The following is a 14,341-nucleotide window of genomic DNA, read 5'->3' as shown; positions in this document are numbered from 1 at the left end:
TTTGCGCTGCCACCATCGACTCAACCCCTGCAACGGGCCAGCAAGGCATCCGGAGACAACCATGTCAGCAATCCACCCCTCGGCCGCCGGCGATCCCGCCGCCGCGCTCTACAGCAAGCTTAACTGGCGGCTGCTGCCGTTTCTGGTGGCCTGCTACATGTTCGCGTATCTCGACCGCGTCAACGTCGGTTTCGCGAAATTGCAGATGCAGACCGACCTCGGTTTCTCCGACGCCGCATACGGCGTGGGGGCGGGCATTTTCTTCATCGGCTATGTGTTGTTCGAATTGCCGAGCAATCTGATGCTGCCGAAAGTCGGCGCTCGCAAGACGTTCAGCCGCATTCTGGTGCTGTGGGGTATCACGTCGGCGTGCATGCTGTTCGTGCGAAGCGTACCGGCGTTTTACGCGATGCGCTTTTTGCTGGGCGTCTTCGAAGCGGGTTTCGCGCCGGGCATGATCTATTACCTGTCGTGCTGGTATGGACCGGCACGCATGGCGCGCGCCATTGCGCTGGTGTTCGTCGCGGGACCGCTGGGCGGCATTGTCGGCGGACCGGTGTCGGCGTGGCTGATGACGAGCCTTGCCGGCGTCGGCGGCCTCGCCGGCTGGCAATGGATGTTTCTCGTCGAGGGGCTGCCGTGCATCGTGCTGGGCCTGCTGACGCTGCGCGTGATATCCGATCGACCCGCCGACGCGCGCTGGCTCGACGACCGCGAAAAAACGCTGCTCGACGGCGAAACCGCGCCGACCCAGCATCGCGCGGATTCGTTCAAGGCTGTGCTGAAAAGCCCGAGAGTGTATGTGCTCGCACTGGCTTACTTCAGCGTCATCTTTCCGATCTACGCGATCAGTTTCTGGCTGCCCACGTTGCTCAAGGAGCAGGGCGTGACGGACACGGTGCGCCTCGGCTGGTACACGGCGATTCCGTACGTGGCGGCCGCCATCTGCATGTATCTCGCGGGCCGCAGTTCTGACCGCTTCGGCGAGCGCCGCTATCACTGCGCGATTCCCGCGCTGGGCGCCGCGGTCTGTCTGATCGCCGCGATCTTTACCGACGGAAATCTGCCGCTCACGCTTCTCGCACTGACGTTGGGTACAGCGTGCCTGTGGATGGCCTACACGGTGTTCTGGGCGATCCCGTCGCAACTCGTCGCAGGGACGGCGGCGGCCGGCGGCATCGCGCTCATCAATACCGTTGGACTGTCCGGCGGATTCTGGGGGCCGGCGGTGGTCGGCTGGACCAAGGCGGGGACCGGCAGCATGCATGCGGGACTCTTCGTCATGGCTTGCGCCGCCGCGCTGGCCGCCATTCTGATCCTGAAGGGCAAGTTGACGTTGAAGCAGCAATAGCGGCCTTCAAGCGAAATTCGCCGCTCTCTATCGCGGCGTAATAAATAGGCATCCGAATTAATGTATCGATGCTGCGTCGTGCATCCGCGCAGCGGTGGAACACATCAAGGTGAACACATGAAAATCCTGATCGCCGGTTTCCAGCATGAAACCAATACGTTCGCGCCGACCAAGGCATCTTATGAGAGCTTCGTCCAGGGCGAGGGCTTCCCGCCGATGGTTCGCGGCGCAGATGTGTTCAGCCTGCGCGACGTCAACGTGCCGATCGGCGGCTTCATCAAGGTCATGGAGGCGAACGGCCGCGAACTGAAGCCGGTGATCTGGGCGGGCGCGAGCGCGTCGGCACATGTGACCACCGATGCGTTCGAGCGGATCGGCGGCGAGATCATCGCTGCCGTCGAGCAAGGCGGCTTCGACGCGATCTATCTGGACCTGCACGGCGCAATGGTGACCGAGCAGCACGACGACGGCGAGGGCGAGTTGCTCGAACGCGTGCGGCGGATCGTCGGCGATCGCATGCCGGTGGTCGTATCGCTCGATCTGCATGCGAACGTCACGGCCCGCATGTTCGCTCATGCGAGTGCGCTCGTCGCGTACCGCACGTATCCGCACGTCGACATGGCGGAAACCGGCGAGCGCGCCGCGCGGATTCTCGAAGATCTGATGTGGGAGCAGCGCCCGTTGCATTGCGCGGTACGCCGGGTGCCTTTTCTGATTCCGGTGAACGGCATGTGCACGCTGGTCGAGCCGGCGAACGACATGTACCGCATGCTCGCCGAGCTGGAGAAGCGTCCGGTCGTATCGGTATCGTTCGCGCCCGGCTTCCCGGCGGCGGATTTTCCCGAATGCGGTCCGACTATCTGGGCCTATTCGTTCGACGAAGACGCGGCGACGCAGGCCGCCGACGCATTGTTCGCCAGGATCGTCGGCGAGGAAGCGCGCTGGGACGTGCCGTTTCTCTCGCCCGACGAAGCCGCGCTCGAAGCCATTCGCGTGAGCGCATCCGCATCGCGCCCGGTCATCATCGCGGATACGCAGGACAACCCGGGCGTGGGCGGCGACTCGAACACCATGGGCATGGTGCGCGCGCTGTTGCGTAACGGCGCGAAGGATGCGGCAGTCGGCGTGATCTGGGACGCCCAGGCGGCGGCTGCGGCACATCGCGCGGGCGTTGGGGCGCGCATTGCGCTGCGGCTCGGCGGCGGTTCCGGCGTGAAAGGCGATGCGCCGCTCGAAGCCGAGTTTGAAGTCGAGCACCTGTCGGACGGACGCTTCCGTTTCGACGGGCCAATGCTCAACGGCATGGAAGGGGAGTTGGGACCGGTCGCATGCTTGCGGATCGAAGGCGTGCGGATCGCGGTGAGCTCCGTGAAAATGCAGGTCTTCGACCGCAATCTGTTCCGCGTGGCGGGCATTGAACCCGAGCGAATGAAGATTCTGGTCAACAAGAGCTCCGTCCATTTTCGCGCGGATTTCGAAGCAATCGCGGAGGCGATTCTCGTCGCCAAAGCGCCGGGCCCCATGGCCGCCGATCCTGCGGATCTGCCGTGGGTGCGTCTCGATCCGGAAATGCGGGTGCGGCCACTCGGGCCGTCGTTCAGCGATTTCAATATGGTAGCCGGCTGATTCGCTTCACTGCGGTTTTGTATCGCAGTGTATCCAGGCCGTGCCGGGATAAACGCGCTTGCATTAAACCGGTTCGCGAAAACATTCCAGATACGTCGGCGGGTTCAAATGTCTACACGCAAGGTTGATTCGCAACACTGCGCCCGATTCGGGTGACACGCTAGCTCGTAGGTATGGGCTGCCAGGTGTTTCAACCGAACTTCCGACCTTTTGAATGCCGTCGTTTTCTGGAGAAAGCTCATGAAACTCGTTCAATCCCTTCTCGTTGCAGCACTCGTTGCCGTCCCCGCTGTTTCGTTCGCCCAATCGAGTCACGCGGTGACGCGCGCCGATGTGCGCGCAGAACTCGTCCAGTTGCAGAAGGCCGGCTACAACCCGGGCAGCGACAACGCCCAATATCCGAAGAACATCGAAGCCGCCGAAGCGCGCGTTGCCGCGCAAAACGGCTCGGCCGCCGCGGCATATGGCGGCGTCGCGCAGAGCCGTTCGGCAGCGGGGTCGCGCGCACAAACGAATGGCGCATCGGCGCCGCAGCAGGACGTGGTCGGTCTCGGCGCGATCTACGCGCATTCGTGATTCACGCGGCGGCGCGCGTTCGCCGCGCGCCGTCTGCGCAATAGTTCAATCAACGTCAACTCTATTCTGCCGGAAGAAAATCAATGACCAGGCTTCTTAAGAAATTCGTCGGTTCCGCGCTGCTGCTCGGTGGACTGTTCGCGCTGCAAGCATCGCACGCGGCCCCGCCGCAGGACCTGAAGGGCAAGAACATCGTGCTGGTGCACGGCGCATTCGCCGACGGTTCAAGCTGGGAGAAAGTGATTCCGTTGCTCGAAGCGCGCGGGGCACACGTGGTCGCGGTGCAGAATCCGCTCAGTTCGCTGGCCGACGACGTCGCCGCGACGAAACGCGTGATCGAGCAGCAGAACGGACCTGTGGTTCTGGTCGGCCATTCGTGGGCGGGCGTGGTGATCAGCGAGGCGGGCAACGAAGACAAGGTGAAAAACCTCGTCTACGTGGCGGCGTTCGCGCCCGATAGCGGTCAATCGATAGACGACATCACGAAGGGCAAGCCGGCGCCGGTGTGGGCGAGCGAATTGCAGAAGGACTCGGCCGGCTATCTGACGCTGTCGACCAAAGCGGTGCTCGAAGACTTCGCGCAAGACGTGCCTTTGCCGCAGCGCCGTGTGATCGCGGCAACGCAAGGTCCGTGGGCTTCGGCATGTATCAGCCAGAAGGTCACGAAAGCAGCGTGGCATGACAAGCCGTCGTACTTCGTGGTCACCGAACAGGACCGCATGATCGATCCGGGCCTGCAACAGACCATGGCGAAGAACATTGGCGCGCACGTCACGGTGGCGAATGCAAGCCACGTCGCGATGGTCAGCCAGCCGAAGCTCGTCGCCGACACGATCATCGCCGCGGCGAAGGCCGCGCAATAAGCGGCAGACAAGCAGCAAGCTTGATGAGTTATTCGCCCGCTCACGCAAGTGAACGGGCGAATAACTCGTCGATCAAACCGACACGTTAATCTGTTGCCCCGAAGTCTTCTGTTGTTGCACCTCTTGCTGTGCCTCCATCTCTTTCTTCAGCATTTCCCGGACTTTCGACATAATCTTCTCGCGCTCTTCCGGCGACATCTTCTTCAGTTCTTCTTCCGTGACTCCCAGCTTCGCGAGAATCATTTTTTCCATGCGCTCGCCGGGCGTGCCGTTCACATAATCGGTGAGTTCGGCCAATAGCGACTGGAACGACGGCTTATTGCTGCTGCTCGCGCCAACCGACGCCGAGCCCGAAGTCGCGGATGCACCGGCGAAGCTATTCACTTTCGAAAAATCGATGGTCATTGTTTTCCCCGAAGTCGGCTGCGGCTGATCGGCCGCAGCCGGCGATTGTTAATTATGGATCACTTGGTCCATAATAGGGCGTGCTTTATCCGAAGGCAAGTCTGGAACAGTCCATTCCAGGCGGTTATGAAGTGAACAGTACTGCTTCAGAATCAGGACAGTTCTCATCGTCGGAAGGGTACAGTTCTCGTGCGGAGATACGGACGACCGTACAGATTCCGCGATGTCTATTTTGTTTTGACCGGCTGATCCGAAATGAACTGAGAGTGGGTATTATTTTCGGCGCACACCTTAGGTAGAGGCCATCGGGCTGCCCGTGAAACCGGTGTGAAGGAGTGTGCAATCGTCTGCATGGGTGCTGTACCTTCCCTGAACTGCTCGCGCGTCGCTGCGTCCATACCGTCTTCGCATGATCGAACTGTCGAACCGAAGCTTTATCGAACTGAGCAATGGTTCACCGCGTCTGCAACGCGCTGTTGCCCACGGTGCGTCGTCGGTGCTCGTCGCCGGTCGCGGCAGCGGCGCGCCGGCCGTGCTGGCGGCGCTACAGCGCGAATACGCGTTGCGCGCCGCGCTGCATGAGACGTGGTCGGCGGTTCCGCAGGCGCTCGTGCCGCACGGCGACGGCGCGCTGCTCCTGCTCGCCGATCCGGGCGGCGAGCCGTTGCGCTGCTGCAGCGGCTCGCGCCAGGACGGCGCCGCGGCCTTCCTGAAGATCGCCATCGGCCTTGCGACGGCGGTCCGCGCGATGCACGCGGCGGGCATCGTGCACCGTGCGCTGTCGCCGGCCCGCTTCCTCGTGACCGACGAAGGCCAGGCGTTCCTCACCGGCTTTGGCTCTGCCACCCGTCCCGGCGACGACGCGGCTTCGCCCGACGCCGACCTCGAATGGAACGACGGCAGCTTCATCTACATGGCGCCCGAACTCGGCGCGCGCATGAACGTGCCGGTCGACGAACGCGCCGATCTCTATTCGCTTGGCTGCATCTTCTATCAGTTGCTGACAGGCATGCCGCCCTTCGAGGCCGCGGACACCGCCGCGCGCGTGCATGCGCACGCGACGCACCGGCCGCGTCCGCCGCACGAACTCGCGGCAGACGTGCAGCCGCAAATCTCGCGGGTCGTGATGAAGCTGCTCGAGAAAGCGCCCGAACAACGTTACGCCGACGCAGCCGGGCTGCTTGCGGACCTGCATAGATGCGAGGACTTGCAACGGCGTCACGGCAACATCGCACCGTTCACGCTCGACACACATGCGGCTCTGCAACGCCTTCAGCAGGCCGACTGCGTGCTCGGCCGCGAGAACGAAATCGAGGCGCTGCTCGCGCAGTTCCGTGCGGTCACCGACGTCCGGCAAGCGCGCGTCGCGTGGGTGTCGGGCAGTTCCGGGATCGGCAAGTCGACGTTGCTGCAAGAAGCCGTTGCGCGGATGCAGCGTTTGAGCCCGCCGCTCCTCGCCGTCAGCAAGAGCGAGGAAGGTCATCGCGGCAAGCCGTACGCGATTCTCGGCCAGGCGCTCGAGCAGCTGCTGCGCTTCGTGCTCGGCTGCCCCGACAGCGAGTTTGCGATCTGGCGTGAGCGGATCGCCACGGCCACGGCGCCCGTCGGCCGCACGCTGAGCGCATTTCTGCCCACGCTCGGCGCCGTGCTCGGCCCGCAGCCCGAAGCGCTCGACCCGCCGGACGCCGCGCCCGCGCTCGAACGCGAGCGCGTGCTTCAGGGGATCGCGAGGTTGATCGCGTGCTTTGCCACCGGCGCGCGTCCGCTCGTGCTCGTACTCGACGATCTGCAATGGGCGGACGCCGGCACCTTGCAGGTGCTGGAGCGGCTGCTGCATCAGCACAAGGAAGCGGCGCTGCTGCTGATCGGCGCGTTCCGCGACAACGAAGTAGCCGCGGATCACCCGCTGCGCGCCGGCAAACTGGCCGACGTGCCCGCCGCGCTGCATGTGCAACTGGGGCCGCTGAACGAGGGCGCGCTGCGTGAGTTGATTGCGCGTGCGCTACATCAGGACGCGGATTCGCTCGGGCCGCTCGCCGAGATGATCGGCCGCAAGACCGGGCGCAATCCGTTTTTCGCGCATCATCTGCTGCGCCTGCTCGCGGACGACGGCCTCCTCGAATACGACGTGGAGTCGTCCGCGTGGCGCTGGAGTCTCGAACAGATGGCGGCACAGCCCGGCGTCGAAAACGTGGTCGAACTGCTCGCGCGCAAGCTCGGACAATTGCCCGCCGCCGCGCAATTCATGCTGCGGGTGCTCGCCTGCCTCGGGCAGCGCGCGTCCACCCCAATGCTCGCCGTGGCGGCCGGGCTGCCCGAACTCGATGCGACTCAGCATCTGCAACCCGCGCTCGAAGCCGGCACGGTGTATCGCGAGAACGGCGACTGGGTGTTCTGGCACGACCGGATTCGTGAGGCGACTTACGCGTCGGTGCCGGCAACGGAGCGCGCCGCGCTGCATTTGCAGATCGCCCGTCGCCAGTTGGCGAGCCGGGGCGCCGAGACCGATGTGTTCGCGCTCGCCGCACAAGCCAACCTCGCGCGCCCGGCGCTCGACGATCCCGACGAACGGCGCATCTTCGCGCGGCTCAATCTGGACGCCGGGCGCGAGGCGAAAATCGCAACGGCGCACGATTCGGCGCTGGGCTTCTTCCGCGCGGCGCTCGAGTTGCTCGGCGACCAGACTGAGAGCGAAGACGGCCTGCTCGCCCGCAAGCTGTGCGGCGAGGCCGAGTTCATGACCGGCGCGCTGGAGGTGGCCGAGGCGCGCCTCTCGGCGCTGGAAGCCGAGGCGGGGGACGGCATCTTCGGCGCCGATCTTGCGCGGCTGCGCGCCGCGCTCTACACGACGCTCGGCCGCTATGACCTCGCGCTCGGCGTGGGTCTCGCGTTTTTGCATCGCGCGGGAATCGAGGTGCCCATGCACCCCGTGGATGCCGACGTGGACCGCGAATACGCGCGTCTGCGCGGCTGGCTGGACCAGCACGGCATTGGCGGGCTGCGCGGGCTGCCGATCATCGCGGACCCGCTGCGCCGCGCCATCACCGATATCTTCTCGGATCTCATCCCGCCCGCGCTATACACGGACCAGAATCTGGTCGACTTCATGCTGCTGCGCTCGGTCAACCTCGCGATCGAGCACGGCCATTCGGACGCGTCCGCGAACGTGTACACGTGCATGAACCAGATCTTCGGCGTGCGTTACGGCGACTACAGCTTTTCGCTTCCGTTCGGCCAACTCGCGCTGCATCTGGTCGACGAGCGCGGGCTGGTGCGGCATCGCGCGCGTGTCTACATGGTGTTCGGCACTTTCGTCGTGCCTTGGACCTTGCCGGCACGGAGCGCGCGCGATTACGTGCGCCGCGCCTACAACGTCGCCATAGAAAGCAGCGACCACACCTTCGCGCTGTATTGCGGCCGCAACGAAGCCACCGGCATGCTGTTCGCGGGCGAGTTGCTGGCCGACGTGCGCGAGACGGTTGCGCGCGGACTGGCGAGCGCGCGCGACGCCAACTTCCAGCTGGTGATCGACGCGCTGCTGTCGCAATGGGCGCTGCTCACGCGCTTGCAGGAAGGCGAGTTCGACGGCCGCGTCGAGATGCCGCCGGTGCCTGTGGACGGCAGGCCGCCCACGCTGGTGGACTTCTCTTACTGGGTGTACCGCTTGCAGCGCGCGCTGCTGTTCGGCGACCTCGCGGATGCGCTGGAATCGCGTCAACGCGCCGAAGCCTGCGCGAACGCATCGCGCTCGTTCGCGGAGAGCGGCGAATTGCCTTTCTACGGGGCGCTCGCGCTGCTCGCATTGCCGCAACGCGATCCGGTTCAAGAGACGGCCTTGCAGCGCCACGCAGGGCAACTCGTGATCTGGGCGCGAGCCTGCCCGGAGAACTTCGTCGGACGATGCGAACTGGTGCATGCCGAGATTGCGCGTGTCGAAGGCCGCGCGCTCGACGCTCTGGAAGCTTATGCGAAGGCGGTCTCGCACGCGCGTCGTCACGGCTTCACGCAGATCGAAGCGCTTGCGGCCGAGCTTGCCGCGTCGTTCCACGCTGCGCGCGGCGAAGAGGTGGCCGCGCAGGCGTATCTGCGTCACGCGCGCGGGGCGTGGCAGCGCTGGGGCGCGATGGCGAAGGCGCGGCAGTTGCAGACCGACCACCCCGAACTGTTCGACGCGGACACGGCTGCACCCGCCGCGAGCCGTCTTCAGGAACTCGACGTGCAAGCGGTGCTGCGCATTTCGAATGCGCTCGCGAGCGACATCGTGCCCGCGCGGCTCGTCGAAACGCTGTTGCGCACGGCGCTCGAAAGCGCCGGCGCCGGGCAGGGCGCGCTCGTTTTACTGCGCCACGGCGTGTGGCAGGTGCCCGCGCGCGCGCAGGTGGTCAACGGCGCGATCGCCGTCACGCAGGAGGCGGTGCCGTTCACGTCCGACGTGCTGCCGGTCTCGCTCGTGCAGGCCGTCGCGCGCACACAGGAAGGCGTGGTAGCCGACGACCCGCACGACTCGCCGGTCTATGCGCAGGACGTCTACATCCGCCGCAAGCGGCCGCGCTCGGTGTTGTGCGTGCCGTTGATGCGTTACTCGACGCTGGTCGGCGTGCTGTATCTGGAAAACAATCTGGCCGCGAAGGTGTTCACGGCGGCCAAGGCGGCGGTGCTGGAAGTGATCGCGTCGCAGGCGGCCTTCGCGCTGGAAAACGCGCGGCTCTACGACGATCTCGTCGAGCAGAACGAGCAGCGCGCGCGGGCTGAGGAACAGTTGCGCGCCGCGCTCACCGACCTCGCGCGCGCAACGCGTCTGAAGGCGATGGGCGAGCTGGTCGCGTCGATCGTGCATGAGGTCGGGCAGCCGCTCGCCGCCGTGGATACTTCGGCGAGCGCCGCGTTGCGCTGGTTGAGCCGCAGTCCACCCGAGATCGGCGAGGCGCGGGAGATGCTCACGCACATCAGCCGCAGCGCGACGCGTGCGAAGAGCATTATTCAGGCGCTTCGCGCAAAGGCGCGCAAGGCCGAGCCGCAGTTCACGAGACTCGACCTGTGCGAAGCGCTGCGCGAGGCCGCCGCTCTCGTGGCCGCGCAACTGGACGCGCTGAACGTCGTGCTGGAATTGCGCGGCCTGAACGAGCCCGTCTACGTGCATGGCGACCGCGTTCAGTTGCAGCAGGTGGCGATCAATCTGCTGACGAACGGCGCCGAGTCGATGGCGGCGCTCGACACCGAGCGGTTGCTCGTGCTCGCGTGCACCAGGGGCGCGGACCGCATGGTGCACGTAACGGTGGACGATCTGGGCAGCGGCATCGCGCCCGAAGTCGCGGACCGGCTGCTCGAACCGCTCTTTACCACCAAAGACAACGGCATGGGCATGGGCCTCGCCATTTCCCATTCAATCGTCGACGCCCATGGTGGCACGCTGACTCTCGCGCCGCGCGAAGTCACCGGCACGCGCGCCGGGTTCGTGCTGCCGCGGCTCGACGCGGAAGGAACATAAGCAGCGCGCCGGCGCGTTGCGGTTCGCATGATGCATGTGTGAGCCGGCGCCGGCGCTTCGATTACCACGTCTAACCACCGGGCCGCCTCGCGGCCCTTCAACGAGAGCCCTGCGAACGCTGCGATGTCCGATTCCCGAACCTTCCGTACAGCCGCTTCATCCACGGGACGCGAGTCCCGCGTCGTCTACATCGTCGATGACGACGACCTCGTGCGTGGCGCGCTGATCGGCCTGTTGCGCTCGATCGATCTCGAAGTGCACGCGTTCGCCTCGACCGAGGAATTCCTCGCCGCGCCCAAAAGCGCGAATCCATCGTGCCTCGTGCTCGACGTGCGGCTGCGCGGGCAGAGCGGCATTGCGTTCCAGAAATCGCTGATGGAGACCGGCCAGCCGCACATGCCCATCATCTTCATGACGGGCCACGGCGATATAGCGATGACCGTGAAGGCGATGAAGGCCGGTGCGATGGATTTCCTCTCCAAGCCCTTTCGCGACCAGGACATGATCGATGCGGTAGTCGCCGCGCTCGACAGCGACGCGAGGCGGCTGGAGGCCGACCGCTCGCTGCACGAGGTGCGCGCCTGCTGGGAATCGCTGACGCCGCGCGAACGCGAGGTGCTTCAGCACGTGGCTACGGGGCTGATGAACAAGCAGATCGCGGCCAGCATGGGGATCGCAGAGATCACGGCCAAGATCCATCGCGGGCAGGCGATGCGCAAGATGAACACGCGCTCCGTGGCGGAACTGGTGCGCAAGATGCAAGCGCTCGGTATCGCCAAACTCGGCGGAATGGGCGGCGCGGAGCAGTAAGCGTACGGTCGATAAGCGTACCGTTTGCGCACACGAAGCTGTACCCCCGCGCTCTGGCGAGCGGCGAAGGTGTACCCATACCTACATATGATGGCGGTACCTATGTGCGGCGTTATGCTGGGCTACCGGTGAGCGGTGGGATGGGCCCATCCGTTCGCCTCGCTTCAGGCAGGTATCGCTTTGTCGCTTTCATCCACCGAACTCGTTGTCATTGTCGACGATGACCCCTTCGTGCTCGCCGCCGCCAGCAGCCTGGTGCGTTCGTTCGGCTGGGAGGCGCGCGAGTTCGCGAGCGCGGCAGCGTTTCTGGCGTCGGATGTACTCACGCGAACCCATTGCCTGATCTGCGATATCCAGATGACCGGCATGGGCGGCATAGAACTCCTCGACAAGCTCGAAGCCGACGGCATGCGCATTCCCACGCTATTCATCACGGCCTTGGCTTCCGCGCGCACGCGCGCCCGGGTAGGGGCCAGCTCCGCGTTGTGCGTGATCGAGAAGCCCATCGACGCGAACGAATTCGAGTCGTGGATTCGCCGCGCGCTGGGACACGGCCAGCAAAACTAGCGAAAGCGACACCAGTGCATGGCGAGGGCAAACCTTCGTAGGGGGTGGGCGACCACTCGTTTGATGGTGCGAACGCTACGCCGCATGATCTCATCTCTCCTATGCCGTCCGACGTGGCGGCGCCAGGAGAACGACGATGACCTTCATCCATTCGACCGTGTCGCGCGAGGCCTTGCAGGAATCCGTGCTGCGACTCCGTACTCGCGCGGCAAGATACTCCTTGTTTCGGATTGCTTGCGCGAATCCGCCCGGTCATGCGGCCAGGACCGCTCGGGCCCTTCACGCCATTCACGTCATTCGCACCGGCGTGCAATCGCAGCGTATGAGCGCGATCGCGCTGCTCGCGCTGCTCGTCGCGCTATTCGTCACGATGAGCGCGCCCGCTGCGCACGCGGCGATGCTCTACACGCGGCCGTGCCGCGCCGACAGCAACCTTCTGCCGATCGCCTGTCTCCTCGCGACCGGCTTCGGGCTGCTCGCGGTGGCGCTGTGGGTGTATGCGTACGAGCAGCGTTCGAGCATCGCGCGCCTCGCCGCCGCAATCGAGCAGCGCAGCAGCACGGACACGTTGCCGCAAACGTTGGCCGAGTTCGGGCCGCCCACGGTCGCGCGTCTGGCACGCGCGATCAACGGCGCGCAGCGCTACGACGCCGAACGCGTCGCCCAGGTGCTCGACGTGCTCGCAGCTTATGCACACGACCTGCGCACGCCGCTGACACGCATGGCTTTGCGCTGTGAGCGGCTCGACGACGGCGAAGCGCGCGACGCGATCGAGCGCGATCTCGCCGAGATGGGCGAACTGGTCGACGCAAGCCTCGCTTGCGCGCGAATGCAATGCTGGGCGGGGCAACCGTTGCAGTGCTTCGATGCGGATGGACTGCTCGGCGCGCTCGTCGATAACTACAGGGACGCCGGCCGCTCGGTACAACTTGAAGGCGAGGTGGGTCGTCCGGTTGCGACGTGCCCGCATGCACTGCGCTGCGTGCTCGTCAATCTGATCGACAACGCGTTGCGCTATGACAGCGCCGTGCGTTTGTGCGTGCGCGTCGATGCACGGCGCGTGGTGCTCGCAGTGGTCGACTCAGGGCCCGGTATCGTGCCGGCCGAAATGGAAACCGTGTTCGCGCCTTGGTATCGTGCGCCGCGCACGGCAGCGCGAGCGCCGGATTCCGGCTTGGGCCTCACGTTCGCGCGACGTCTTACGCTCGCGATGCGCGGCGAACTGCAACTGGAAAACCGCCGTAACGGCGGACTCGAAGCGAGATTGACGCTGCCTCTCGCGGTAGCGTGATTCCATGCAGCGCGCGATGGAAAGCCGTCCACGCGAATTCGCGGAATAAGCGAGCGGTTTCGCGTGTTGTAGCTGGAGCTTCATGTGCGGGACAGAACGAAGTTGATGCAAGGCATTGATAAATCTCTTTCGAGGATGTGAATGAAAGTTGCAGTGATGGGCGCTGGCGCCGTGGGTTGCTTTTATGGCGGAATGCTCGCGCGAGCCGGGCACGACGTAGTGCTGATCGGACGGCCGGATCATGTTCGCGCGATCGGGCGGGAAGGGCTGCGTCTGCAGACGCCGTTTTTCGACGAAGCGATTGCCGTATCGGCGAGCACCGAGGCGAGCGGCGTCGCGGGCGCGGAACTGGTGTTCTTGTGCGTGAAATCGTCCGACACCGAGACGGCCGCGGCTGCCATGAAACCGCATCTTCGCGGCGATGCGCTGATCGTCACGTTGCAAAACGGCGTCGACAACGCGGAGCGCGTGCGTAGCGTCGTGACGCAGGAAGTTTGCGCGGCAGTGGTCTATGTCGCGTGTGAGATGGCCGGGCCGGGGCACGTGCGGCATCACGGGCGCGGCGAACTGATCGTCGAACCGGGCGACGCCGCCGGGCGCATGGCGCGCGTGGCCAATGCCGCTGGCATCCAGACGGCGCTATCGCCCAACGTGCGCGGCGCGCTATGGGAGAAGCTCGTACTGAACTGCGCATACAACGCTATCTCCGCGCTAGTGCAGTTGCCGTTAGGCGAGTTGCGCCGGCTGGGCGGCGCGGGCGTGGAAACAGCCATGCGCGATATCGTCGCCGAGTGCATTGCCGTGGGGCGCGCGGACGGCGTCGCCATGCCGGACGATGTGAACGCGACAGTGCAAAGCATCATGAGCACGATTCCGGCGGGACAGTATTCGTCGACAGCGCAAGACGTCGCGCGCAAGCGGCGCAGCGAAATCGATCATCTGAACGGCCACATCGTGCGTCGCGGACGCGCGCTCGGCATTCCGACGCCGGTGAATCATCTTCTGCTGATGCTCGTTCAGGTGTTGGACAATCGGCAAAGCGCGGGCTTGTGATGCACCGACAGCGCCCGAACGCGGAGAAGGCTCTGACGGTGCTCGAACGTCCTCGCATTCGTTCGCGTCGACGCGTCATGAGCGCAGCCGCAACGCGCTCCTGATCGCATCCTTCGAGTCCTTTCATTGGGATTCAGACGCACACCGTCGCGATGACGGTATGCGTCGGGAAGTGCCCGCGTTGATGGCGTTTTCCTTGAAATGGATGGCCCACGAGCCTGGGCACACACCTGTCCCTCTGTTCGCTCCCGAAAAAAGTGCCTGTTCCCCGTCGCGAAAATACGTGTAGGATACTGTACATCCATACAGGT

Annotated in this window: 10 protein-coding genes; 9 read left to right on the top strand and 1 reads right to left on the bottom strand. The window is 64.9% G+C overall.

The features are described 5' to 3' along the window. The first annotated feature begins 61 nt into the window (after positions 1 to 61). From JMY24_RS09675 to JMY24_RS09660, 4 genes are all read left to right on the top strand, one after another. Positions 62 to 1,351 carry an MFS transporter gene (locus JMY24_RS09675; RefSeq protein ID WP_201701922.1) on the top strand — a complete coding sequence of 430 codons (1,290 nt, stop codon included), beginning with the start codon at positions 62 to 64 and terminating at the stop codon, positions 1,349 to 1,351. 117 nt (positions 1,352 to 1,468) lie between these two features. Further along, positions 1,469 to 2,977 carry a M81 family metallopeptidase gene (locus tag JMY24_RS09670; protein WP_201701920.1) on the top strand — a complete coding sequence of 503 codons (1,509 nt, stop codon included), beginning with the start codon at positions 1,469 to 1,471 and terminating at the stop codon, positions 2,975 to 2,977. 240 nt (positions 2,978 to 3,217) lie between these two features. Then, on the top strand, positions 3,218 to 3,553 hold the full coding sequence (locus JMY24_RS09665) for a DUF4148 domain-containing protein (protein ID WP_128597770.1): 336 nt from the start codon (positions 3,218 to 3,220) through the stop codon (positions 3,551 to 3,553). Positions 3,554 to 3,636: 83 nt separating this feature from the next. After that, a complete protein-coding gene (locus JMY24_RS09660) occupies positions 3,637 to 4,416 on the top strand; it encodes an alpha/beta fold hydrolase (protein ID WP_128597769.1) in 780 nt (259 codons plus the stop codon). A 72-nt stretch (positions 4,417 to 4,488) separates the two neighbouring features. On the opposite strand, the gene JMY24_RS09655 is transcribed toward JMY24_RS09660, so the two are convergent. Continuing rightward, positions 4,489 to 4,821 (bottom strand): hypothetical protein, encoded by a 333-nt coding sequence (locus JMY24_RS09655; RefSeq protein WP_128597768.1) that lies wholly within the window; start codon positions 4,819 to 4,821, stop codon positions 4,489 to 4,491. A gap of 409 nt (positions 4,822 to 5,230) precedes the next feature. Between JMY24_RS09655 and JMY24_RS09650 the strand changes: the two genes are divergently transcribed. The 5 genes from JMY24_RS09650 to JMY24_RS09630 all read left to right on the top strand — a co-directional run bounded on the left by JMY24_RS09650 (position 5,231) and on the right by JMY24_RS09630 (position 14,030). After that, on the top strand, positions 5,231 to 10,309 hold the full coding sequence (locus JMY24_RS09650) for a trifunctional serine/threonine-protein kinase/ATP-binding protein/sensor histidine kinase (protein ID WP_201701918.1): 5,079 nt from the start codon (positions 5,231 to 5,233) through the stop codon (positions 10,307 to 10,309). 123 nt (positions 10,310 to 10,432) lie between these two features. Continuing rightward, positions 10,433 to 11,119: a response regulator transcription factor gene (locus JMY24_RS09645; protein ID WP_128598742.1), complete on the top strand. Its 687-nt coding sequence runs from the start codon at positions 10,433 to 10,435 to the stop codon at positions 11,117 to 11,119. Positions 11,120 to 11,299: 180 nt separating this feature from the next. Continuing rightward, the gene (locus JMY24_RS09640) at positions 11,300 to 11,686 is read left to right on the top strand and encodes a response regulator (protein ID WP_128598743.1); all 387 of its coding nucleotides are present in this window, start codon (positions 11,300 to 11,302) and stop codon (positions 11,684 to 11,686) included. Between the two features lie 136 nt (positions 11,687 to 11,822). Further along, positions 11,823 to 12,977 carry a sensor histidine kinase gene (locus JMY24_RS09635; protein ID WP_201701916.1) on the top strand — a complete coding sequence of 385 codons (1,155 nt, stop codon included), beginning with the start codon at positions 11,823 to 11,825 and terminating at the stop codon, positions 12,975 to 12,977. 141 nt (positions 12,978 to 13,118) lie between these two features. Then, entirely contained in the window at positions 13,119 to 14,030 is a 912-nt protein-coding gene (locus tag JMY24_RS09630; protein ID WP_128598738.1) for a ketopantoate reductase family protein, read from the top strand. Positions 14,031 to 14,341 lie beyond the last annotated feature (311 nt).

Source organism: Paraburkholderia kirstenboschensis, assembly GCF_904848585.1.
GTDB classification, from domain to species: Bacteria; Pseudomonadota; Gammaproteobacteria; order Burkholderiales; family Burkholderiaceae; genus Paraburkholderia; species Paraburkholderia kirstenboschensis.
Note: the sequence above shows the minus strand (reverse complement) of the source record. Positions and strands in the feature narration are given on the sequence as shown.